22 protein-coding genes and 1 other annotated feature (1 of these 23 running past the window's edge) are annotated in these 24,483 nt (G+C 29.3%); of the genes, 9 read left to right on the top strand and 13 right to left on the bottom strand.

From position 1 onward, the window contains the following. Positions 1–36 (top strand) — a binding site (T-box leader); it begins 170 nt to the left of the window's first position. 51 nt (positions 37–87) lie between these two features. Then, positions 88–1,314: a tyrosine--tRNA ligase gene (gene tyrS, locus ACZ41D_RS02285; RefSeq protein ID WP_464152304.1), complete on the top strand. Its 1,227-nt coding sequence runs from the start codon at positions 88–90 to the stop codon at positions 1,312–1,314. Between the two features lie 320 nt (positions 1,315–1,634). Further along, entirely contained in the window at positions 1,635–2,381 is a 747-nt protein-coding gene (locus tag ACZ41D_RS02280) for a CAP domain-containing protein (RefSeq protein WP_464152303.1), read from the top strand. Positions 2,382–2,464: 83 nt separating this feature from the next. On the opposite strand, the gene ACZ41D_RS02275 is transcribed toward ACZ41D_RS02280, so the two are convergent. The 4 genes from ACZ41D_RS02275 to ACZ41D_RS02260 all read right to left on the bottom strand — a co-directional run bounded on the left by ACZ41D_RS02275 (position 2,465) and on the right by ACZ41D_RS02260 (position 6,370). After that, positions 2,465–3,088, bottom strand: coding sequence for an NUDIX hydrolase (locus ACZ41D_RS02275; RefSeq protein WP_464152302.1), 624 nt, complete (start codon positions 3,086–3,088; stop codon positions 2,465–2,467). A gap of 175 nt (positions 3,089–3,263) precedes the next feature. Next, positions 3,264–3,785 (bottom strand): peroxiredoxin, encoded by a 522-nt coding sequence (locus ACZ41D_RS02270; protein WP_464153105.1) that lies wholly within the window; start codon positions 3,783–3,785, stop codon positions 3,264–3,266. 217 nt (positions 3,786–4,002) lie between these two features. Beyond that, entirely contained in the window at positions 4,003–5,169 is a 1,167-nt protein-coding gene (locus tag ACZ41D_RS02265; RefSeq protein WP_464152301.1) for a TMEM165/GDT1 family protein, read from the bottom strand. Continuing rightward, the gene (locus tag ACZ41D_RS02260; RefSeq protein WP_464152300.1) at positions 5,159–6,370 is read right to left on the bottom strand and encodes a patatin-like phospholipase family protein; all 1,212 of its coding nucleotides are present in this window, start codon (positions 6,368–6,370) and stop codon (positions 5,159–5,161) included. The genes ACZ41D_RS02265 and ACZ41D_RS02260 overlap by 11 nt, the downstream gene beginning before the upstream one ends. A gap of 398 nt (positions 6,371–6,768) precedes the next feature. On the opposite strand from ACZ41D_RS02260, the gene ACZ41D_RS02255 reads away from it, so the two are divergent. From ACZ41D_RS02255 to ACZ41D_RS02240, 4 genes are read left to right on the top strand one after another with little or no spacing between them, the layout of a single operon-like run. Continuing rightward, positions 6,769–7,332: an RNA polymerase sigma factor gene (locus ACZ41D_RS02255; RefSeq protein ID WP_464152298.1), complete on the top strand. Its 564-nt coding sequence runs from the start codon at positions 6,769–6,771 to the stop codon at positions 7,330–7,332. Beyond that, positions 7,319–7,804: a hypothetical protein gene (locus tag ACZ41D_RS02250; protein WP_464152297.1), complete on the top strand. Its 486-nt coding sequence runs from the start codon at positions 7,319–7,321 to the stop codon at positions 7,802–7,804. The genes ACZ41D_RS02255 and ACZ41D_RS02250 overlap by 14 nt, the downstream gene beginning before the upstream one ends. Beyond that, a complete protein-coding gene (locus ACZ41D_RS02245) occupies positions 7,801–8,574 on the top strand; it encodes a hypothetical protein (protein ID WP_464152296.1) in 774 nt (257 codons plus the stop codon). The genes ACZ41D_RS02250 and ACZ41D_RS02245 overlap by 4 nt, the downstream gene beginning before the upstream one ends. Then, the gene (locus ACZ41D_RS02240) at positions 8,556–9,476 is read left to right on the top strand and encodes a hypothetical protein (protein WP_464152295.1); all 921 of its coding nucleotides are present in this window, start codon (positions 8,556–8,558) and stop codon (positions 9,474–9,476) included. The genes ACZ41D_RS02245 and ACZ41D_RS02240 overlap by 19 nt, the downstream gene beginning before the upstream one ends. A 57-nt stretch (positions 9,477–9,533) precedes the next feature. Here the strand turns inward: ACZ41D_RS02240 and ACZ41D_RS02235 are convergent, their stop codons facing one another. Further along, positions 9,534–11,312, bottom strand: a complete 1,779-nt coding sequence (locus tag ACZ41D_RS02235) for an aminopeptidase P family protein (RefSeq protein WP_464152294.1) — start codon at positions 11,310–11,312, stop codon at positions 9,534–9,536. Between the two features lie 433 nt (positions 11,313–11,745). Continuing rightward, entirely contained in the window at positions 11,746–12,243 is a 498-nt protein-coding gene (locus ACZ41D_RS02230) for a GAF domain-containing protein (protein ID WP_464152293.1), read from the bottom strand. A gap of 334 nt (positions 12,244–12,577) precedes the next feature. Between ACZ41D_RS02230 and ACZ41D_RS02225 the strand changes: the two genes are divergently transcribed. Next, complete coding sequence (locus ACZ41D_RS02225) at positions 12,578–13,945, top strand: MATE family efflux transporter (protein ID WP_464152292.1); 1,368 nt, start codon at positions 12,578–12,580, stop codon at positions 13,943–13,945. A gap of 14 nt (positions 13,946–13,959) precedes the next feature. Here ACZ41D_RS02225 and ACZ41D_RS02220 read toward each other — a convergent pair whose 3' ends face one another. The 4 genes from ACZ41D_RS02220 to ACZ41D_RS02205 form a co-directional block, all read right to left on the bottom strand. Continuing rightward, a complete protein-coding gene (locus ACZ41D_RS02220) occupies positions 13,960–15,753 on the bottom strand; it encodes a DUF4153 domain-containing protein (protein ID WP_464152291.1) in 1,794 nt (597 codons plus the stop codon). A gap of 4 nt (positions 15,754–15,757) precedes the next feature. Next, positions 15,758–17,380 (bottom strand): amidohydrolase, encoded by a 1,623-nt coding sequence (locus tag ACZ41D_RS02215; protein ID WP_464152290.1) that lies wholly within the window; start codon positions 17,378–17,380, stop codon positions 15,758–15,760. A 172-nt stretch (positions 17,381–17,552) separates the two neighbouring features. Continuing rightward, entirely contained in the window at positions 17,553–17,759 is a 207-nt protein-coding gene (locus ACZ41D_RS02210; RefSeq protein WP_464152289.1) for a hypothetical protein, read from the bottom strand. A 177-nt stretch (positions 17,760–17,936) separates the two neighbouring features. Then, positions 17,937–18,110, bottom strand: coding sequence for a hypothetical protein (locus ACZ41D_RS02205; RefSeq protein WP_464152287.1), 174 nt, complete (start codon positions 18,108–18,110; stop codon positions 17,937–17,939). A 483-nt stretch (positions 18,111–18,593) separates the two neighbouring features. On the opposite strand from ACZ41D_RS02205, the gene ACZ41D_RS02200 reads away from it, so the two are divergent. After that, positions 18,594–20,300, top strand: coding sequence for an ABC-ATPase domain-containing protein (locus ACZ41D_RS02200; protein ID WP_464152286.1), 1,707 nt, complete (start codon positions 18,594–18,596; stop codon positions 20,298–20,300). 91 nt (positions 20,301–20,391) lie between these two features. Then, positions 20,392–21,216: an ABC transporter substrate-binding protein gene (locus ACZ41D_RS02195; RefSeq protein WP_464152285.1), complete on the top strand. Its 825-nt coding sequence runs from the start codon at positions 20,392–20,394 to the stop codon at positions 21,214–21,216. An 83-nt stretch (positions 21,217–21,299) separates the two neighbouring features. Here ACZ41D_RS02195 and ACZ41D_RS02190 read toward each other — a convergent pair whose 3' ends face one another. The 3 genes from ACZ41D_RS02190 to ACZ41D_RS02180 are packed head-to-tail and all read right to left on the bottom strand — an operon-like array spanning position 21,300 to position 24,404. Further along, positions 21,300–21,671 carry a DUF1667 domain-containing protein gene (locus ACZ41D_RS02190; RefSeq protein WP_464152284.1) on the bottom strand — a complete coding sequence of 124 codons (372 nt, stop codon included), beginning with the start codon at positions 21,669–21,671 and terminating at the stop codon, positions 21,300–21,302. Positions 21,672–21,685: 14 nt separating this feature from the next. Next, positions 21,686–22,948, bottom strand: a complete 1,263-nt coding sequence (locus ACZ41D_RS02185) for an NAD(P)/FAD-dependent oxidoreductase (protein ID WP_464152283.1) — start codon at positions 22,946–22,948, stop codon at positions 21,686–21,688. A gap of 19 nt (positions 22,949–22,967) precedes the next feature. Continuing rightward, positions 22,968–24,404, bottom strand: a complete 1,437-nt coding sequence (locus ACZ41D_RS02180) for an FAD-dependent oxidoreductase (RefSeq protein WP_464152282.1) — start codon at positions 24,402–24,404, stop codon at positions 22,968–22,970. Positions 24,405–24,483: the final 79 nt, after the last annotated feature.

Genomic DNA, 24,483 nt, shown 5'->3' with positions numbered 1-24,483 from the left:
AAATAAGGTGGTACCACGGGTTTTCTCGTCCTTTCTGGATAAGAAAGCCCTTATTTTTTATTATAAAACATGTCAGGAGGGATTACTTTGAGTAATGTATATGACATCTTAAAAGAAAGAGGCTTTATTGAACAAGCTACACATGAAGAAGAAATACGAGAATTGCTAGAAAATGAATCTGTTACTTTTTACATAGGATTTGACCCAACAGCTGATAGCTTACACATAGGACATTTTATACAAGTTATGGTAATGATGCATATGCAGAGAGCAGGTCATATACCTATTGCTCTAGTTGGTGGAGGAACTGCACAAATTGGCGACCCTTCAGGGAGAACTGAAATGCGCAAAATGCTCTCAAAAGAACAGCTAGAAAAAAATATTTCTGGGATAAAAAAACAACTTTCAAAATATATAGATTTAAGTGACGGAAAAGGATATATAATAAATAACGGTGATTGGCTTAATAACCTAAATTATATTGAATTCATTAGAGAAATAGGAAGTCAATTTTCTGTTAATAGAATGCTTACAGCAGAATGCTTTAAATCCCGTTTAGAGAGAGGGCTCTCATTTCTAGAATTTAATTATATGCTTATGCAAGCATATGACTTTTTAGAATTATACAGAAGACACAATTGTAAAATTCAACTTGGAGGAAATGACCAATGGTCTAATATTATTGCAGGAATTGACTTAATAAGAAGAAAAGAATCTGCTTCTGCATACGGACTGACATTTAAACTTCTTACTACTAGTGAAGGAAAGAAAATGGGTAAAACTGAATCAGGTGCTGTATGGATAGACCCAGAAAAAACTTCTCCATACGATATGTATCAATATCTAAGAAATATTGATGATGCAGATGTTGAAAATTGCCTAGCATTATTAACATTCCTACCAATGGATGAAGTAAGAAGGCTAGGTGCATTAGAAGGTGCTGAAATCAATAAAGCAAAAGAAATACTAGCTTATGAGTTTACTAAAATCGTTCACGGAAAAGAAGAAGCTGATAAGGCTAGAAAAGCTGCAAAATCATTGTTTGGAGGAAGCGGTGACTCATCAGATATTCCTTCAACTGAAATTAATTTAGATGAATTTAAAGAAGGAATGGATATCCTTACTCTGTTAATGAAAGCTGGACTTACTAATTCTAAAGGTGAAGGCAGAAGATTAATTCAGCAAGGTGGAATCTATTTAGAAAATAATAGGGTTAAAGATATTTACATGGTTATTACAGCTGAAAACTTTAAAGATGGAAAATTGATGATAAGAAAAGGCAAGAAGGTATATCATCAAATAAAACTTATTTAATGCTATCGGGTAGGAGCAGCCAAGAAATGGCTGCTCTTTTTGCTATAATAAAAAATATATATATTTGTTTATAACTAAATTTATATTATCAATTTCATGTAATTATTATTTATAAAGTATCATTTTTTATTCTTATAAACCATTATTGTGAAAAATTAGTCAAATATAATCTCATATAGTTGGATATTCCTACTTGTCCAAAAATTACAGGTTTATTATGTTAACCAATAATGTTATACTCTATAAGACAGATTTAAATATATTTAGTTTTCCAACTTAAATATATTAATTTTAAAATTCATTTAGGAGGTTGTTAATTAATGAAGAGATTATTACCAAAAGTAGTAGTCACATCAATAGTTACTGCTCTATTAATTTCAGTTGGAAGTATATCCTATGGTGAAGGTTTTAGTTATACTTGCACACCTACTTGGAATGTAAAAACTATACAGTGGAATTTTCAAAATAACTCAAACTTCAAATATATTATTCAACCAAAAAATTCGAACAATGTAGACAATACATCAATTCAAAATAATACACCAAATATACAAGACAATATTACTAACCAAGACAATCCAGAGCAAAACACTAATACTAATACAAATACTGTGGAACAAGGCTCTCAAACTGTAGAAGACCAAACAACACAAGATAACACAACAAGCAATGTTTCAAATAGCGTTAGAGCTATGGAAACAAAAGTCATTGAATTGGTAAATGCAGAAAGAGCAAAGGTAGGGTTAAGTCCTTTAACTGAAAATGTAGAACTTTCAAAAGTTGCTAGGATAAAGTCCCAAGATATGATTGATAAAAACTATTTTAGCCATACATCGCCAACCTATGGTAGTCCTTTTGACATGATGAAAAACTTTGGTATAAGCTACAAAACTGCCGGTGAAAATATTGCTGCTGGATATAGTACACCTGAAGCTGTAGTTAACGGATGGATGAATTCTGAGGGACATAGAGCAAATATACTTTCATCTAGCTTTAATAAAATTGGAGTAGGTTATGCAGTAGATAAAAATGGTAAAGCTTATTGGACACAAATGTTTACTGATTAAATATAAATAATAAATTTAGCAAATTGCACAATACAATTTTTTGCAATTTACTCATAAAAGAATAAAGACGATGCAAACCGTCTTTATTCTTTTGTTTCCTTAATAATATCTATAAAATTATTTGTTATAGTTGCAGTCATACCCCATATTATATATTCTTTATATTTATAAAAATATATGGGATATCTTCCTTTTCTCCAACTATAATTTTCTCCATTTGGAATCATGTGATATGGAAAATTATCTTCTGGTTTAGGACTTATACTTACATAATATATAGAAGGATTAAAGTTTAGGATTTCTCTTATAGGAATAGTAAATACATGATTTACTTCGTTTTTACTAAGTTTTAAATCTTTTAATTTCACATTACTTAAAACTCCTACAAATGGTTTAAGTATGAAATTGTATGGAGAAACTATATAATCAATCTCTCCAATAATATTAACTTTATCTTGAGTTATTCCTAACTCCTCTATTGCCTCTCTTATTGCAGCGTCTTCATAACTTTCATTTTTTTCGACTTGTCCACCAGGAAAAGATATTTCTCCCGGTTGAACTTTCATATTAAATGCTCTTACTTCATATAAAAGATGTAATTCATCTTGTATTTCTAATATAGGAACAAGAACTGCATAATTACGTTTTATACCCAAAATTTGAGATTCTCTATCTTCTACTTTTTCTTTTATAGATAATAAATCCATAAGTACCCCCTTTAATTTTTATTGCGTCTTGACTTTGTAATAATTGTTCAATTTCTTCATATCAATATTATAATACATAATTTCACTATAAGTCTTTTATTATAATTTAATTTAATCAAAGAAAATCTTAAAAGTAAAATAATAAGGAACAGCATATACACTGTTCCTTATTATTTTATAGCAAGTCTTCTCCTTCCTCCCAATCAACAGGGCATAAGCCACCAGTCTTTAATGCTTTTAATACACGAAGGGTTTCGTCTACACTCCTACCTACATTTAAATCATGAATAACTGAGTATCTTACAACCCCTTCTGGATCTATAATGAATAATCCTCTTAAAGCTATTCCTTCTTCTTCTATAAGTACCCCATAGTCTCTAGATACTTGTTTTGTTATATCAGAAGCTATTGGAAAATTAATTTTACCTAATCCATCATTTATCCACGCTTTATGTGAATGTTCACTATCAACGCTAACAGCTAAAATTTCTGCACCTTCTTTTTTAAAGTCCTCATATCTTTTACTATATCCAGTTATCTCTGTTGGGCATACAAAAGTAAAATCTAATGGGTAAAAAAACATTACAAGCCACTTACCTTTATAATCCTCTAAAGTTACTTTTCCAAAACCTTCACCATTTCCTAATGCAGTTTTCATAGAAAAACATGGTGCTTCTTTTCCTACTAATCTTTCCAAAATCATCATTCCTTTCTTTTTGTCTTTAGTATATTTATATCCATTTTTATTGATTTTAATTATGTTTTTAAGGATTTTTACAATGAAATAATTCCATAATAAAATATCTTCTAGATTTTTCAAGTTTAAATTTTTGAAAGCTAAAAGAACGAGATTTTATCATTTTTATAAATGTCCAATTTCTTTATCTTAATTATCATGCCGTAAAAGGTAAAAATTACCTTATCTCATTAACTTTTTCTTTTATCTCCTGAGCTAAAGCCTTGTCTCTTTTTCTCATTTCATTAAAATATTCATCTATATCTCCTTTAAATTGTATGTTTTCATTAAAAATTATGATTTCTAAGGCTTCTCTAACTTTATTTATAGCATAGTTTTTATCTTGATAATGTCCATAATCTATAAGATATCGAATCGTTAATGCAAATGCATAAACTATTTTACTTCTATCAAAATCCTTATGCGTATATGATGGGAGTTCTGATAATTCATCAGGTATATAGTACTCTCCCTTTTCAGCGGCATCATTCAATATTTTCTTTACAAATCCTATCAAACATTGCTTTCCCTGACATGTACCACATGTTTCACTCCCTAAGCAAATATTATCTATAGCCTTTTTTAACTGTTGGGTATGAATGTATAAAGTAGCAGCTGCTTCTTGTAAAGCTGTACTTTTACCATTTTGTTTTCTTTTTATAGCTGATATTAATAACAAATAAATTATAGAACCTAAAACAGCAAAAAAAACAATAACATTTATACTAGTAATATACTCTTCAGGTACTGTTTGAAATAGCTTTAATACACCAAAAAAAATAAAAACTGATGAAGACACTATCTTTAATGTGAATTCAGGTATTTTATCTCCTATTTTGCCTCCAACATAAATACCTAATCCACTGGTTGCAATCATCCCTAATATAGTTCCAAATAATATAAACAATGGGTAAGTAGCACCTGTAGCTAATGTCATAGCTGTAAGCTGAGTTTTGTCCCCAAGCTCTCCAATGAAAAATGCTAGTGCTACAGTCATTACTGGACCCAAAGACACTTTCCTATTAGTTTCTTTATCTTTATCTTTGTCTTCTTTTAATGTCCACAATCCAAACAATATAAACAAGCTACCTGCAACAATTTGAACTGTATTTAATGGTATAACATTAGACAAATATGTACCTAACACAATTGCTAATCCATGATTTAAAGCTACTCCAATCATAACACCAACTAAAACCTTCAAAGCCTTATACTGTGTAGCAAATGTCATAGCTATAATTTGTGTCTTATCACCCATTTCTGCAATAAAAATGAAAAAAAATGATTTTATAAGTTCTTTAAACATTTCATCACTCCTGTAATTTTTTTCATCACTATTTTTCATCGTTAAAAATTATTGAAATAATTTCATCAATTATTTGTTCTCTAGCTATTTTAGATAATAAGTCATTTTGTTTGATAAAGTCTGGTATTTTGTATAATGAATTTGTTTTAAATTTATTTTTATTATAATTTTTTAAGGCTAATTGACAAAAATCATCATATTTATATATTTTAAATCTTTCCAACTTACACTTACTTGCTATAACTTCGTACATCCTTATTACAATATCTTCATAATCACAAGTTTGATTAATTCCTAATAGGTCGATTGTTCTAGGAATGATAAACTCGAATAATGCCCTTCTATACGGTATTCCCTTAACTCCTAATACCTGACCTATTTTTATTATTTTTTCTTCTCCTAGTTTTAATAATTGATTTATAAAATATTCTTCATCTTGTTTAGGTTCTATATAGTATTTGCTTCCTTTCAAGCCTTTTAAAACTTTCATACCGTCAAAATACCCTAATTTAAGATTTTTCCTTGCATTTTCCATACTAAAATCAAGGGTTTTGCCTAAATCATCAGTAGGATCTATATATGTTATATCAAGTTTTTCTTCATGGATTTTCTTCCTTCTTCCTATACCATGAGTTCTTATGGCTATGATTCTCTTATAACCTTTAGAAGTTAGTAAATCTATAGGCAAATTATCATATAATCCTCCATCTATAAATATTTTTCCATCCATTTTTTCTCTCTTAAAAACTGGAAAATATGCACTTGCCATTAAATATTCAGGAAGTTTTCCGTATGGTATATCTTCGATAAACAATTGTAATGGTTTCATATCTGAAATGGACACAGTAACTATCCCAAAATCCACTCCTGATGTTCTTATTTTATCTTCATCTATTACATCATTAATCAGTTCTCTTAATGGTGTTATGTCAATTCCTCCATTACTTATCACTCTACTAACTCTCTTCATCAAATTTAATACATCTTCCCTAGCTAATTCAAAGTTTTTGAATTTTTCTATCTTTTTATCATCTACATTCATAACTCTAGAATAACTCATATTATACCATATGTCATATGCTTTATTATAATCTCCTTGAGCAAACATAGCACCATTTAAAGCTCCAACTGATGTACCTGTGATGCCATCTATTTTAATACCCATTTCTTTTATAGCTTTATAAGCACCAATGTGATATGCACCCTTTGCTCCTCCACCTTCTAATACTAACCCAATCATCTATTGTCCTCCTATATTATAACTAAAATAACTGAAGGCTAGTACTTTCAGTATTCTCAATAATATTTTTTTCAAAACAATTAATATATTTCTTTAAGATAAATTATATCATAAATAAGGGAATTGTATAATTGCCAAAAAGTATAAATTTGTCAGCTATATTTTCAACAATGGTTTTAGAACTTTTAGTTGAATTGACAAGGAAAACAAACTAAAAAGTCGTATAAAGATTTAAACTTGCAAAATTTCTTAAATTATTTTATTATGCAATTTTCTCAAATATATTTTCTAGTACTTTTTGCAGTACTTTTATTTATTTTTTCGTTATAATTATAAAAAGCAATAATATAAATAAGGCTTTTAACACAATTGATAATTTAAAGCAAAGGAGGGGAAATATGTCTTGTGACGAAGAATTAGTCAAATCAGTTTTATCTGGTAATGATGCCGCCTTTGAAATATTAGTTGACAAATATAAAGGATATATATTTGCAATAATACTAAATTTTATAAAAGACCGTAATGAAGTAGAAAATATTGCTCAAGAAGTTTTCATTCAGATCTACATTTCCCTTCCGAAATTTAAATTTGATAATTTCAAAGGATGGATTGGTAAAATTGCTGTAAGTAAATCTATTGACTGGAAAAGAAAGAAAGCTAGAAAATATAATGAACAGCCAATAGAAGATACAGGTAAAATAGAATACAATAATAGCTTTCAGCAATGTGAAACTCCAGAAGATGTGTTAATTAAAAAAGAAAACAGACAAAAAATATTTAATTTATGCCAAAGTATACCTAAAATATACAGCGATACTATTATAAAATTTTATTTTGAAGAAAAAACATATGAAGAAATTGCAAAGGAAGAAGGTACTACTGTAAAAACTATTGCCTCTCGTCTTTATCGTGGACGAAATATTTTAAAAAAGAAATGGAGGGAAGAAAATGAAACACTATGACCACTTAGAATGGTTGCTTTATAAAGAAAATTCTATTTCAGAAGAAAAGCATAAGGAAATGGAAGAGCATCTATATCACTGTGATAAATGTATGGACGTGTTTCTTTCCCTTATAGATAGCCAAGAAATAGACGAGGGGAAAATGATAGCTTCCCCTGATTTTACTTCTCGAGTGATGAATGAAATTAAGAAAAAGAAACAGTTCAAGAAAACAACTAAAAAATATAATAAATCATCATTGAATAATATATTTCTATATTATGTTGCAGCTGCATCAGTTGCTATCATTTTAACTTGCAGCGGATTTTATAAAGACATGATAGATATTATGACTAATATATCTGAAACAACTATTAATTATAACATGAACGAAAAAGGGAATATCATTTATCACCTATCGGAAAAAATAGTCGGAAAAACTTCAAGTTTTATAACTAATTTTGAAATGAATAATAAGGAGGAATCAAAATGAAAGAAAAAAGCAAATTCGTAATGTTTATACTGTCCTTTGTTCCCGGCCTTGCCCACTTGTATATAGGCTTGAAGGATAGAGCTATAATCTTTTTCTTAGCATTTTTAGGAGCCACTCTAGGGACAATTGGATTATCTTTTGCTTTTGGTGGAGACTTTATGGCTATATTAGTTTTTGCTTGGCCTCTGATATGGCTGGTAGCATTAATGGATGCATTTTCTGTAAGAAACTCATTAGAAACTTTCTCAAATGATAACTTAGAAAAAGATACAGTAATGAAAAATAAAACAAACAAAAAAACATTAGCTTTAGTTCTATCGATAGTACCTGGAGCAGGACATATGTATTTAGGTTATCAAAATAAAGGATTGACCATAATGAGTTTATTTTTCTTCATGATTTTCTTTATGGGCTGGTTAAACATTAGTTTATTTTTATTTGTTCTACCTGTAATATGGTTCTATAGTTTCTTTGATGCATTTCACCTAGCAGGTGATAAAAACAATAATGAAGAAAAATTCATTATCCCTTTATCATCACTAAAACCAGAATGGGTTGGATGGGGTCTGATTGTAATAGGTGCTTTAATTGTAATACAAAAAATAATATATCCTCTTATCCCTTGGAGAATACAAAGATATATCCAAACCTCAATTGTGGCTGCAATATTTATAGCTGGAGGAATCAAATTATTAAAGAAAAACAAAAATGTCGAAGAATTATCAGAAAAAATTGAGGAGGAAAATGAAACATGCAAAAAAGAAGAATAGGTACATTTTCAATGGCTATTGTTTTGATTGCCTTTGGCGTCGTTTTAATAATAGCTCAAATAAATCAAATATCTGCCATAAATATCTCAGTTAAATTTTGGCCAGTAGTATTGATTATGTTAGGTGGAGAAATACTTTGGTATAGTTATAGGCATAAAGGAGACATGATAATAAAATACGATATATTTAGTATGTTTATTATTGTATTGATAATTATTGTAAGTTTAGGAATCTATGGTTTATCTGAAATAGATGCAATAACTAAAATTAATACTATGATTTCATCACAAAATTATACATTTAAAATACCATATAAGGAAATTGATATCCCTGATAATATTGAAAAAATAGTAATAGATGCCCCTAACTACTGTGAATTAAATCTACAAACAGAAAATAACAATAAACTAATATCAACTGGAACAGTAAAAATTGAGGCAGATAGTAAGGAAAAAGCTCAAGAACTCATGAATAGAGAATATATCATTACACATAATTCTAGTAACACTTTATTTATTTCCATTGAGGGAAAAGTATTTGGTAATGATACTACCTATAGTATTAATCCTTATGAATTCACATTTGTAATACCAAAAAATAAAAAAGTAGAAATAAACAATGGTTCTAACTTAAACCTTAAATTAGATAAAATAGAAAATGATTGGATCATAGATGATGCTAGCAATGTCAACATAAGATTAGATAAAAATTCAAATGCCAACATAAATGCTCTTGTACATTCTAAATATGATTTAAATGGAAATGTTAAATGGAATATTACTGAAGATGTTAGGGAAGAGTCTGATTATACAAATATTAAAGGTGAAATAATAAGTGAAAATGGGCAACACACAATATATTTACTACACTGTAACCAAGTTACAGTAGATGAATTAAAATAGATTATAAACAAAGCGAAACAAGAGAAAATTTTCTTTGTTTCGCTTTATTTACATTAATTATAACCTTCTAGTTTCTTTCTTTAACCAATCTTTTTCATTTTCATCTAAATATGGTGATAGCTTATTGTAAACTTCTTCATGATAATCATTTAACCACTTTCTTTCACTATCATCTAAAATACTTACATCTACACCGTCTAAGTCTATTGGACAGTAAGATAACAAGTCAAACTTCATAAATTGTCCTGAATCTGTTTTGATATCTTTTACTACTACTACGTCATTTTCAAGCCTAATACCATGCTTACCTTCCTTATATACTCCTGGTTCTATTGTTACTACCATCCCCTCTTCTAGCTTTACATTATTTGGTACCGTACTAATTCTATGTGGTCCTTCGTGAACATTTAAGAAAAACCCTACACCATGACCAGTTCCACATTTATAGTCAAGACCTTCTTGCCATAGAGGGATTCTAGCAAGAACATCAAGATTAGAACCTGTTGCACCGTATAAAAATCTAGATTTTATTAAATTTATATGACCTTTTAAAGTTAATGTGAAGTCTTTTTTCTCTTCTTCCGTTATATCTCCTAATACTATTGTTCTAGTAATATCAGTAGTTCCATCTAAATATTGTCCACCAGAATCAACTAAAAGCATTCCTTCTTTTGATAATTCATAATCAGATTCTTCTGTTGCCTTATAATGCATCATAGGAGCATGATCTTTATAAGCACATATAGTATCAAAGCTAGGACCCATAAAGTTTTCTTGTTCTCTTCTAAATTCCTCTAACTTATCCGAAACAGAAATCTCCGTCAATTTTTCCTTACCAATATTTTTATCTAACCAATATAAGAATTTGACTAATGCCACTCCATCTTTTATATAAGCATTCTTTAGATTACTTATTTCTACTTCATTCTTTATTGCTTTAAGCTTAGTAGTAATATTTGTTCCTTCTACTATTTTGCAAGTTTTTGAAATCCCGTTATAAACCCATCTATTTGTTTTGCTTGGGTCAATAAATATCTTACTTCCTTCTTTTATATTTTCAACATAATTCCTGATTTCATTATATTCTTCAACAATTATACCATTTTCATTTAAAAATTTCTCTACTTCCTTTGTAACCTTTTCTTTGTTAATAAACAACCATGCATGATTATTAGAAATTAAAGCATATGAAGTAACTACTGGGTTGTTTGCTACATCATTCCCTCTTATATTATACAGCCATGCTATGTCATCAAGACTACCTAATATAAAATACTCTACTCCCAGTTTTTTCATTTCTTTTCTTACTTCTGCAAGCTTTTCTTTAGGCAATTTTCCTGCATATTTTACATCATGTATAAAAATTTTATCTTTAGGTAATTCTGGCCTATCTTTCCATATTTCTCCTATCAAGTCATAGTTTTCTATAAGTCTAATATTTTTATCTGCAAGCTTTTTATTAATTTTTTTTACGTCAGATTGAGGGAATATTTTTGCGTCATATCCTAGAGTAGCTCCATCATTTAGAGTATCCTTAAGCCACTCTAAATAAGTTGGTACTCCTTCCATTCCCATTTTAAATAAAGTAATCTCACTGCCTTTTAACTGTTTTTCTGCTTGTATAAAATACCTTCCATCAGTCCAAAGTCCTGCTTTATCTAATGTTACAACTACAGTACCAGCAGACCCAGTAAATCCTGAAATCCATGTCCTCGCCTTCCAATGCTCTCCAACATATTCACTTTGGTGAGGGTCATATGTAGGTATGATATAAGCATCAATTTTTCTTTCCCTCATAAGTTTCCTTAGGCTTGCAATTTTCTCATTAACATTCATTTTTTAGCCTCCTTGATAAACAATATTTTAATAATTTAACCATTATACCTTTAAAACCTAAACTCTTATATGTAAATATTTTTAAAATTTAATAACACGTTCTTTACAATCATATTATATAAAATATTTAGAATTAAATCTACATATATGAAAATATAATATTATTTTTTTACATTTACTTAAAACTTTTTTATAAAGGAAATTATCTAATTACTAAAAACATAAAATTTTGGCTTTGTAGTATAGGTAAACAATTTCAACACTTTAATTATTATACCTTGGAAAATCTACTTTCATCGCGACTTATTCAAGCACTACCCTAATATTTTACCCTAAATAGTGCTTGAATACCGGAGCAGGGAAAGTAGATTTTCCATAGACATATTTTAAGCTTAAATTTTGTTTACCTATAATCAGAAAATTTTCTTTTGAATTAAATATCTTTCCAATCGATATATTTATTTAACATATCAACAAGCTTAACAAGATACTTTTCTTCAATTTGAGTAAATCTATCTTTTTCAGGACTATCTAAATCTAGCACTCCATAAACCTTTTCATTCTTAATTATTGGAACAACTAACTCTGATTTTGATTGAGAATCACAGGCAATATGCCCTGGAAATAGGTTTACATCTGGTATTCTTTGGACCTTTTTTTCTTTAACTGCAGTTCCACATACTCCTTTACCTACTTGTATTCTATTACAAGCTGGAAGTCCTTGAAATGGACCTAATACCAATTCTCCATCTCTCATTATATAAAAACCAGCCCAATTTAGCCTGTCAACGCAAGCCATTATAATAGCAGATGCGTTAGAGAGATTTGCCAAAACGTCTTTTTCTGAACTAAGCTGTCCTTGTAATAATATGAGCATGTATTTGTATTTTTCTTCTGTAGTCATTTTTTCTAATGGTTCTAATTTAAACATATTCTATCCCCTTTCACACTATTGAAGAAATTGCATAATTACTACAAGGTCAAAATTAACTACATTGTCTTAATACTGCTTTGGAAACTTAAAGCAAAATAGATACATTGAATTTTATGTAAATGTAATATATAATATTTTAGTATCCTTTTAAATATAAACTTCCATCACTTTAGTATTTCTTGAAAAAATTGCAAAATTTTAACCTTAATATAATTATGCAATTTCTGCATTTCTTAAAATATTATTATAATACTTTTAATATTCTTTATAACATCGTAAATACCTTTTAAAAAAAATCATCATTTTGCATACATCATAAGGAGGAAACAATTTGGAAAATTATAAAAGCAATAGATTGGGCACAGAACCAATAGTTCCATTGATGTTAAAGCTAGGAATACCTTCAATATTATCAATGTTTATACAGGCTTTGTATAATGTCGTTGATAGTATTTTTGTATCATTTATAAACGAAGAAGCATTAGCAGGGCTTACCTTAGCTTTCCCTATTCAAATGATATTAATCGCTATAGCAGTAGGAACAGGAGTAGGAACTAGTTCTAAGATTTCTAGGCTATTAGGTCAAGGTGAAAAAGAAAAAGCGTCAAATGTTGCTGAACATGTCCTTATTTTTGCTGTAATATACGGAATAATCGGAGCAATAGTAGGAGGATTTTTCTCAAAAAACTTAATAATGATGTTCACAAATGACCCTGTATTAATAAATTATGGTTCTCGATATATACGAATAATACTCCTCGGTTCAACAGCTTTATTTATACCTATGATTTCAAACAATATATTAAGAGGAGAAGGGAATACCCTCATTCCTATGTTTACAATGCTAATTGGATCTATATTAAATATTTTACTAGACTATCTCTTGATATTTGGCAAAGGTTCCTTCCCAGAAATGGGTGTAGAAGGTGCAGCATTAGCTACTGTTATTTCGAGAATTATCAGTGGTACATTTATATTATTTATCTTACTTGCTGGAAAACATGATTTAAAATTAAATATGAAAAATTTTAAATTTGATTCATCGATAATCTATGGTATATATCAAGTAGGATTACCAGCCATAATAATGCAAGTTCTAGGTTCTTTTATGGTAGGAGGATTTAATAAAATTTTAGCTGATTATAGTTCAACTGCTATTGCAGCAATGGGTATATACTTTAGACTACAATCCTTTGTATTTATGCCTGTATTTGGTCTCAACCAAGGGTATATGCCAATAATGGGCTATAATTATGGTCATAAAAATCCTGATAGGATGAAAGAAACAATGAAAGTAGGATTTTTATTAGGCTTTACTTTTACTACAATAGGTTTTTTATTATTTCAATTCCTACCTGAAAATTTCATAAAACTATTTAATCCAAGTGATGAATTATTAGAAATAGGTACTAATGCACTAAAAATAATAAGCATATCTTTCCCTATAGTTGGTCCGGCTATAATAGGTTCAACAACATTTCAAGCTATTGGTAAAGGATTCCCAAGCCTTACTCTTTCTTTTTTAAGGCAAATGATAGTTCTATTACCAGCAGCATATATATTAGCTAAGCTTGGAGGCTTAGATTTAATATGGTATTCTTTCCCTATATCAGAGCTAATTTCAGGTATAGTGCTAGTATTTTGGCTCACAAAATCTATGAGGAAAGTATTTAATGAAATGGATAGCGCAAAAGAGTAGCTAGTCTTGACTAGCTACTCTTTTAACTTTACAAGCACATTAAAATCTAAATTATTGATTTCTATTTCATCTATCTTGTCAATACCTGAAACATGATTAAATATATACATAACTTTAACTTTTTCATTTTCATCTGTAAATGTCATATCTTTAAACGCTATGTTACCTTTTTCATCAATGGGCTTTTCATCTAAATCCTTATACTTATCATGTATCTTTTTACCATAATCTTCTAGTTCTTTGATATAAATAATATTTTCACCGTCTAATATTTTAAATGTATTATCGCTTGCATCATATATACCTTGAATAGAATTTTCAATTTGAGCCTTATTCAGTAATGCATTCATATCAATAAAATAATCATAGCCACTTATTTCTAAAGCTCTCCCATCTCTGTTTAAACTACTATAATAAAAATAGTCTTCCCTTACTGTACCTATATAATTAGTAAATGGAAATCCAAAAACTGATTCTATTTCTTTTAACTCAAAATCATCTGGAAGATATTTTACATCTTTCAAACTATGATTTGTATTAAAATACTGTAATATCATACTTATTTCAGTTTTATCCTTAGTAGATATGTCTGTTGGTGCTTTAATTATTTCTCCATTTTTTAACATATTATTTCTCGCCAATATATTTTCTAATCTATTGTTTTGACTAATTTTCGATATAGAATAACTACTTAAAGGACCAAAAACTGAGTTTAACACTACAATAGAAATAGATATTGGTATTATAATACTTTTATATTTCTTAGTAAAGGTAAAGTATAGCATGATAGCTAAAACCCATAATCCTAAAACAAGAACAAAATATCTGTTTTCAGTTATACCATAAGCCTTAATCCTAATACCCATAGAAACAAACATCATTATTACAATGGGAATAATCACCTTAGGAAACCAAAATGTAAAAGACTTAGCCAGTTTATTTTCATGAAGAACAGGAAATATAAGAAAAATAACACCGACAGAAATAACTGAATACCATAAAACTAAATGAGATACAAGCCCAACAGGCCAATTTGTTGTAACAATAATCTTAACAAAATATGCATATAGTATTGCAGTATAAACTATAATTAATGGAATTACTATATACAAAAGTAGTATTTTAAGGGCTTTAGGATAATCTGAATGTAAAAATTTATAGTTATTTTTGGGTATCTTTGCTAAAAATAATGATGGTGCAAAAATACCTGATACTACAAGAAACATATAAAAATATATTTCATCCTTAATATTAACCTCAAAAAGATTTTCTACTGAAAAAATTATTGCAGCTAGACCAAGATACAAAACTGCAGAATATATAACTGTTAAGAAAAAACTTGAAAACACTTTAATTATATAGTACTCATAATTTTCTTTATTACCAACCCATGGCAAATATAAAAATGCTAAATATAAAAATATACTTACTCCAATATAACGAGTAATACTTACCATACTAAAATCTTTTAGCATAAAAAAGTAATATAAAACTAATATACCTGATCCAATAGTATAAACTAATCCTTGAACTATTGTCTTAACATTTTTCTTTTCAAAAATAATCTTAATACATAATGATAAAGGAATTCCTAGTGCTAAAGTCATAGAAATTCTCTCTAGCATTTCAATAATACCTCTATATAGCCCTGTCCTCATCTCAGTTATAATTATAATCATTATCACTAATGTCGTTGAAACTGCAATGGTAATGGGAAATCTTCTAAGACTTTGATGTAAACTTTTTAAAGTACTCCTTACAATCCCTTTAAGTTTAATAATAACCCTCTCCTTTCTTAAATGAGGCAATTGTTTATCTCTTCCATACTATTCTTCCATCGAATATAGTCATAATTACTTGTGCGTCTTTTATTTCATCTGGTGGAATATTAAATATATCTCTGTCAATAACAACTACATCAGCTAAAAATCCTTCCTTTATTTCTCCCTTTATATTCTCTTCAAATGTCATAAAACTACCTTCTTTAGTAAACATTTTTACTGCATTTTCTACAGAAATTTTTTGGTCAGGCAAGAAGCCTTCTTCTGGCAAACCATCTAGCCCTTTCCTCGTAACACTACAATAAATATTAGGAAGAACATCACAAGATTCTACAGGGCAATCACTTCCTCCTGATACATGAACCCCCATATCCATAAGGGTTTTAAAATTATAGCTTGTTTTAGCTTTAGCTTTTCCTACTCTTTTTTCTACTATTTTATGGTCGTAATCAATAAATATGGGCTGAACATAAGCAGAAACATCAAGTTCTTTGTATTTTTTTAGTAGTTCACTATCTGTTATTTGGCAGTGAACTATACCATGTCTAAGTTTTTTTCTCCCCCATTTTTTATAAGCTTTTTCAATTGATTCAAAAACCATTTCCATAGAAGCGTCACCTATACAATGGGCAGCTATTTGCATATCATTTTTGTGTGCAGTATCTATTAGTAAATCTAGTTCTTCTTGGGTAAAATATGTTATCCCATAATTTCCTGGGCAATCCATGTATTCATCCTTCATATAAGCTGTTCTTGCCCCTAATGAACCATCAGTTAAAAGCTTCAAAGGACCTATTTTAAAATACTCACTACCCCAGCCCGTATTATATCCTCGTTTTATAAACTCTTCTAAGTAGTCTACATCGTGAATTAAACATTGTTCATTAACTCTTATATTAAGCTTACCTTCATCTTCTAATTCTTTAAATGCCTTAATTACTAAATCAGGATCACCTTGGGGAAGTGCTGAGAAATCATCAGTTCCTACTGAAGTAATTCCTACACTTAATGCATAGTCTGAAGCTTTGATGATCATATCTTTTATTTCTTTTAATGACGGATTGGAAATTTTTCTTGATATCAACTCCAATGCGTTCTCTCTTACTATACCTGTAGGCATACTATTTGAATCAATATCAATTTTTCCTCCTTCAACATAAGGAACATTATCATATATTCCTGCTTCTACTAGAGCTTTTGTATTTGCTACAGCTATATGTCCACATGCTCTTGTAAATAATATTGGATGATTAGTTGATATTTTATCTAAATCATGTCGTGTAGGCATATTTTTATTTGTAAAATAATCTTGATTCCATCCTCGTCCCAAAATCCAGGTTTCTGGTGTTAAATTTCTTTCTTTAAGATATTTTCTTCCTCTTTCTATCATTTCATCAATAGACTTAGTTCCGACAAGATCCACTTTTGTTAGTGTATACCCAAAGTTTAATAAATGCATATGGCTATCATTAAATCCAGGCAAGGCCAGTTTCCCTTTTAAATCTATAATTTCAGTATCTAAGGTCTTCATATTTAGTATTTCATTATCACTACCAACTGCTTTAATCTTATTATCAACTATTGATACTGCTGATACAATAGGTTTATTTGGGTTCATTGTTACTATTTTCCCATTATATAAAATAATATTCATTTATAATTCTCCTCTTTTTATTTTTAATATAAGAAAACTGCATAATAAAATATTTTTTAAACTTGCAAAATTTTGACCTTGCAGTAATTATGCAATTTCCTCATATAATTAATTTTTCTAAAGCTCTTAACTATTAGACTCTGATTTCCTTATATAAGTTCCCATAAAAATATTAGAATATAATTTTAAAAATCCCTACAATAAGCAAAATAGGAATAATTATTATTAATGGTATAGATAATGTTACAATGATAGGAATAAGCATAACAATAATTGCTATACCTAAAACACTAAATATTATTTTTAAAATTAACGAGCTTACCTTAAATGCTATTTTCAGTAAAATAAAAAATATAATGATTCCAAATATCAATTCCATATAATCACATCCTTTTTTAATTAATTGATGAATTTTCATAATCACTTAAAGTCAAAATTTTATAAGTATGATATAAGCAAGTTAGTAAAGAATTTTAACAATTATAATAAGATGTAAACAATGTTATAAGAGAAAAGCAGATGAATTTCATCTGCTAATAAAAAATTAATTTATGTCTCAAGTTAGAATAGACATAAAAAAACTTATTATAATAAATATTAAGAAACATCCAAACATTGTGTTGCTAGTAGTGCTTTCATCATGCTTAATTTTTTTTATTGTAGAAATAAGATTTATATAAAATAAAATAGCTGCAAATATCAAACCTAGAAATATATGGATTTGACTCATATATTTCCTCCTTATATAAAAAATTAGGTGTTTTTTAATATAGTATCTATTACATTAAATATTATACTAAAATATATAATATACAAAAATAGCAATAATTTACTATTTTTGTATAGTGTTTACACTGGTATAATATGGTTGAATAAATCATATCATACCAGAGGGAATTTGTAAATGAAAAGATTTTTTAAAAAGAGATACAAGAAATAGATACGACTTATTTTGGACTTTTTTCCTTAAAAATTCAACTAAAAGTCCAAAATACCGGAGTTAAAAAATTTATAACTTGCAAAATTTTGACCTTGTAGTAATTATGCAATTTCCTCTGATCCTAAACATGCCCTATAATCTTGACAAATCAATTGACTAGAACTAAAATGTATCATAAAAATAGAGTATTAAACAAATGAGAAATTTGCATAATAAAGTAATTTAAGAAATTTTGCAAGTTTCTCACTCACAAGCACAGAAAGAGGGGTTATATTGAAATCATTTAAAGATCTGGAAAAAACATTGAGTCAAATTGATGGTAAGGGATATAAAGCATATAAACAACTACAAGGTCAATACCAATTCAGCAATTTTACTTTATCTATTGACTATGTACAAGGGGACCCATTTGCTTCTCCTTCGAGAATTCGTGTAACAGTACCTGCTAACAAAGCAGGATTTCCTATTGAACTATACGATAAACCTTATAAGAAAAGAGCAGTAGTTGACTTTCTGAGTAGGACTGTAGAAAAGAATATATATCACCATTACAACCATGTAGGTGGGTCTGGAAAAAGCGGTCTTCTTACTATTGGACATTGTGGTCAAGAAATATTAGAAAGAAATTATATTCTTATAGATAATGAAAAAGTTGAAGCTAGGCTTGAGATAGGACTCCCTGCAGCTGGAAGAAAGATTCTTGGAAATAATGCTAAGAAGATTTTCTTTGAAGCTATTCCTACCATCGTAGAAAAGTCTATGTTTTATCAATCTATTTCAAAGGAAAATCTTAATAGACATGTATATTTAGCAGAAGACCAGCATTTTCTGCGTAATGAGTTATATAAAAGAAAGTTAGTAGCTTTTATTGCTAATGGAAGCATACTTCCCAGGGAAAATGGTATATCCCAAAAACCTTTAAACAAGGGAACAGTACCATTTCAAAGTCCAAAGGAATATGAAGTAGAAATAACACTTCCACATCACGGAGTTATAAAAGGCATGGGCATTCCTGAAGGAGTTACGTTAATAGTTGGAGGAGGTTTTCACGGTAAATCTACTTTGCTTCAAGCTTTAGAACTTGGAATTTATGACCACATACTAGGAGATGGAAGAGAGTATGTTGTTACTCGAGAGAATGCAGTAAAAATCAAAGCAGAAAATGGCAGAAATATAGAAAAAGTTAATATATCACCTTTTATCAATAACCTACCTATGGGGCAAGATACAGTTAGATTTTCTTCAAAAAACGCTAGTGGCAGTACTTCACAAGCTGCAAACATTATGGAAGCTTTAGAAGTAGGCACAGATTTATTACTAATAGATGAAGATACTAGTGCCACTAATTTTATGATTCGTGATAGTAGAATGCAACAACTTGTTCAAAAAGAAAAAGAACCTATTACTCCATTTATTGATAAAGTAAGAACTCTTTATGAAGAAAAAAAAGTTTCAACAATCCTAGTAATTGGAGGATCGGGTGATTATTTTGAAGTTGCAGATACTGTAATTATGATGGATGAATATGTTCCTAAAGATGTAACTAAAAGGGCTAAAGAAATAATAAAAGATACTCATTATCCTAGAAAAATCGAAAAAGTTTTCAATAGTAATCCAAATCCTCCTAGAATTTTATTGAGATCTACATTCTATGATAATAAAGGGAAAGTAAAAATAAAACCAAAAGGCATTAATCAAATTATATATAATAAAACCAGCATAGACCTTAAAGATGTAGAACAGTTAATTGACCCTAATCAAACTAATGCTATTTGCTTTATTCTCCAATACATAATGAATAAGGTAGCAAATGATAAAAGAACTTTAGTTGAGATAATTGATAAAGTATACGAAGATATAAATTCAAGGGGATTAGATGTAGTATCATATTACAAAGGTCATCCAGGCAATATGGCTCTTCCTAGAAAATATGAAATTGCAGCTACTTTAAACAGGTTTAGGAACTTAAAGATAAAATAAATAGCAATGAAGCTGATTTATCAAAGCATTATGATTAAAGCGTTAAATTATATTCTTTTTTAAAAAATAAATTTTGACAGGAGGTAAAAATTTGAAAGCAAGCCCATACCCTAGTATCGTTTCTCTAGTTCCTGCAATGACAGAAATAGTTTATTATTTAGGATTAGAAAAACAGCTTATAGGTGTTACAGAACACTGTAACTATCCTGAAGATGCAAAATATAAATATAAAATAGGAACTTTTGCTTATCCAGAATTACAAAAAATACTTCCAATTAATCCTGATATAGTTTTAGCTAATAAATCTCTACATAAAGAAATCATAAAAAAATTGAGAGAATATAATATAAAAGTTCTTGATTTTTCTTATTCTTCTTTAGATGATGTTTTTAATATGATAAATGAAATAGGGAAAATTTGTGGCGATGAAAATCGTACTGTATCTCTCGTAAATTCATTGAAAAATAGAGTAAACAATCTTAATAATAAAATAAAAAAACCTAGAGTACTTCGCTTAATGAGTACAAATCCTTACATTGTTCCAGGTACAAGTTCCTTTCAATATGATGCTTTAAAACTTGCTGGGGCTCAGTTAATGGATTTTAAAACTAATGATTCTTATGTAAAAATTTCCATGGAGCAAATTATAGAATTTGACCCAGAAGTAATATTATTCTGTGGAATAAAAGAAGGCCAGTACGCTAAACCTAAGTGCAAAGGATGTAGTGCTGAAAAACCTATTTGTCATAGAACAATTAATGATATCATCAATGATGAATGGAAAAATATAAAAGCAGTTAAAGAAGGAAGAGTTTATCCATTATCTTGTGATATTTTATGCAGACCAAGCCCTAGGTTAATAGATGGTATAGAAATACTTAATAATGAATACTTCTCAGGAATAATTCTGTCATAAAATTATTTTATTATGCAATTTCCTCGTGCATCAAAATAGCCCTAGAATTTAATAAGATAAATTCTAGGGCTATTCCTAATTTCCTACTGCTTCACATTTACGTTTTTTGTAGCAATAATATTTACTCCTGTATTAGCAATGTTTTCTACCACAATATCTCCTATCTTAATTGGTGCCTTAACCTTAACATCTTCTAAAGCAGTCATTATTTCAAATATCTTATCTTTTGGAATATCTTCTTCTGTTTTAACTGATACAGCATCTATTTCCCCACCTTCAACACATACAGTTGAAGTTACAATACGGGTTGGATTTGTACATTCTTTCTTACCGTATATTTCTCCTCTTTTACAAAGATTGCCTGTAACCTTGATATTATCTTTATTTTCAATTTCAACAGTTAATGCACAACCCATTGGACACCCTATACATATTAGTTCTCTTATCTCACTCATATTTACTCCCCCTATTATTCATTTTCAATCTTCACTACGATTTTTGAACATTTGGAGTGTTTATCTAATATTTCCTTTGTTAGTATTACAGTTTCCATCTCACCAGGAGTAAGTATTCTTTTCTTTTTATGAATTTCTCTTACATCATCAAAATATATAGAAATATAACTATTTTTATATACATCACTAACCCTAAATCTAAGTACGAGATTTTTGTCAACATTACTAGGCTCAATATATTTTGGAACAGTATATCGAACACCTTCCATAGCTTCAATCTCTATGATATTTTCTTTTTTAAAATCATAGCCTTGTATATATCTAACAGCATTTTCTGCTGCAGCGTAACTCTCAGTTGTAACATAATCAACAAGGTCATGAACGTGAAGAACATTTCCACATGCAAATATACCTTCTACATTAGTTTGGAAGCTTTCATTTACTATTGGCCCGCCTGTTATGTTAGACAACTTTACACTTGCCTTCCTTGAAAGTTCATTTTCTGGTACCAATCCTACAGAAAGAAGAAGTGTATCGCATTTTATAAATTCTTCAGTTCCTTTTATAGGTTTTCTATTTTCATCAACCTTAGCAATAGTTACTCCTTCAACTCTTTCTTTTCCCGTAATATTTACAACTGTATGCGAAAGCTTAAGAGGTATATTAAAATCATCTAAACATTGAACGATATTTCTCTTAAGTCCGCTAGAATAAGGCATTAATTCAACAACAGCTTTTACTTTTGCACCTTCTAATGTCATTCTTCTAGCCATAATAAGACCAATATCACCAGAACCTAATATGACAACCTCTTTACCAGGCATGTAACCATCTATGTTTACAAACTTCTGAGCAGCTCCAGCAGTATATATTCCAGCAGCTCTATCCCCAGGAATATTTATAGCACCTCTAGGTCTTTCTCTACACCCCATAGCGAGTATTATGGATTTTGCTTTCATTTCAATAATTCCATCCTCTGAATTTACAGCAGTTACCACTTTATCTTTATTCATATCTATAACCATAGTATTAAGTTTATATGGGATTTTCATATCTATAACCTTATCAATAAATCTTTGAGCATATTCTGGTCCAGTTAATTCTTCTTTAAATGTATGAAGCCCAAAACCATTGTGAATGCACTGATTTAATATTCCTCCTAAAACATTATCTCTTTCTAAAATTATCAAATTATCTATCCCTTTTTCCTTAGCTTTTATTGCTGCAGCTAACCCTGCAGGTCCTCCACCAATAATTATCAAATCGTAATTTTTCATATTATATCCTCCAATCAATTTACTTAACTTTTTTATTAGTTCCTACAAGGATTTGTGAATTCCCACCAGATTTAGTAACTTCAATTGGTGAAATATTAAGCTCTCTTGAAAGAATTTCAACTATCTTAGTCGAACAAAATCCTGACTGACATCTTCCCATACCGGCTCTAGTTCTCCTCTTAACACCATCTAAAGTTCTCGCCCCTAATGGTCTTTTTATAGAGTCAATAATTTCACCCTCAGTTACAGTTTCACACCTACAAATAACCCTTCCATATGCTGGATTTTTATCAATAAGTCTTTGTCTTTCCTCATTATCCATTTCTCTAAATTTAGGAATTCCTCTTCTAATTGGATTGAATTCTGTCTTTTCTATTAAATCTAATTTTCCCTTAACTATTTGAACTACCATTTCAGCTATAGCAGGTGCACTTGATAACCCAGGAGATTCTATTCCTGCAACATTAATAAAATTAGATACATCTTCAGCTTCACCGATCAAGAAATCATGCTCAGGCCTATGAGCTCTCAATCCTGCAAATGAGGTAATAACTTGTCTCATTGGAATATCTTCAATCGTCATCTTTGCTTTAGTAATAACCTCATTTAAACCTTCTTGAGTTGTTTTAACATCTTCCTTATCTTCAACATCGACTGCATTTGGACCAATTAGTAGATTACCGTCTACAGTCGGAGTTACTAATACACCTTTCCCCAATTTACTTGGAAGCTGGAATAATGTACTCTTGACCATATCTCCAGCGATTTTATCAAATAAACAATACTCACCTTTTCTTGGTATAATACGCATTTTATTTTCACTGACCATGTTATTTATTTCATCAGCATATACTCCTGCAGCATTTATGATCATCTTTGTTTTATACTCGCTTTTATTTGTTTTGATAATAAAATATCCTTCTTCTTTTACTATTTTAGTTACCTCATTGTCAAAGTAAAATTTAACTCCATTATCATATGCATTTTCTGCTAATGCAATTGTCATTTCATATGGACACACTATACCTCCTGTAGGAGCATAAAGTGCTGCTACTACTTTATCTGATATATTAGGTTCCATTTTAATTATTTCTTCTCTTTTTATTATTTTTAATCCAGGTACGTTGTTTTTTTCTCCCTTTTTTTTGAGCTCTTCAAGCTTACATATATCTTTTTCATTAAAGCATAAAACTAAGGATCCATTCCTTTTGAAAGGAAAATCTAATTCCTCCGATAATCTGTCAAACATCGCATTTCCCTTCGCATTTAATTTACCCATCAATGTTTTTGGGTCTGCATCATAGCCAGCGTGAATTATAGCGCTATTTGCCTTTGTAGTTCCTTCTGCAATATCACTATTTTTTTCTATAACACATATATCGAGCTTATATCTAGCAAGCTCTCTAGCTATGCTGCATCCAGCAACTCCTGCGCCTATAATTGTAATATCAAACATATTATACCTCCTTTAAAAATCAAAAAAAGCCATAATTATAGGGGTTTACCCTATGATTATGGCTCTCCTTCACTCAGCC

This window comes from Brassicibacter thermophilus (assembly GCF_055378355.1).
The sequence above is the reverse complement of the archived record's forward strand: the minus strand, read 5'-3'. Positions and strand labels throughout refer to the sequence as shown.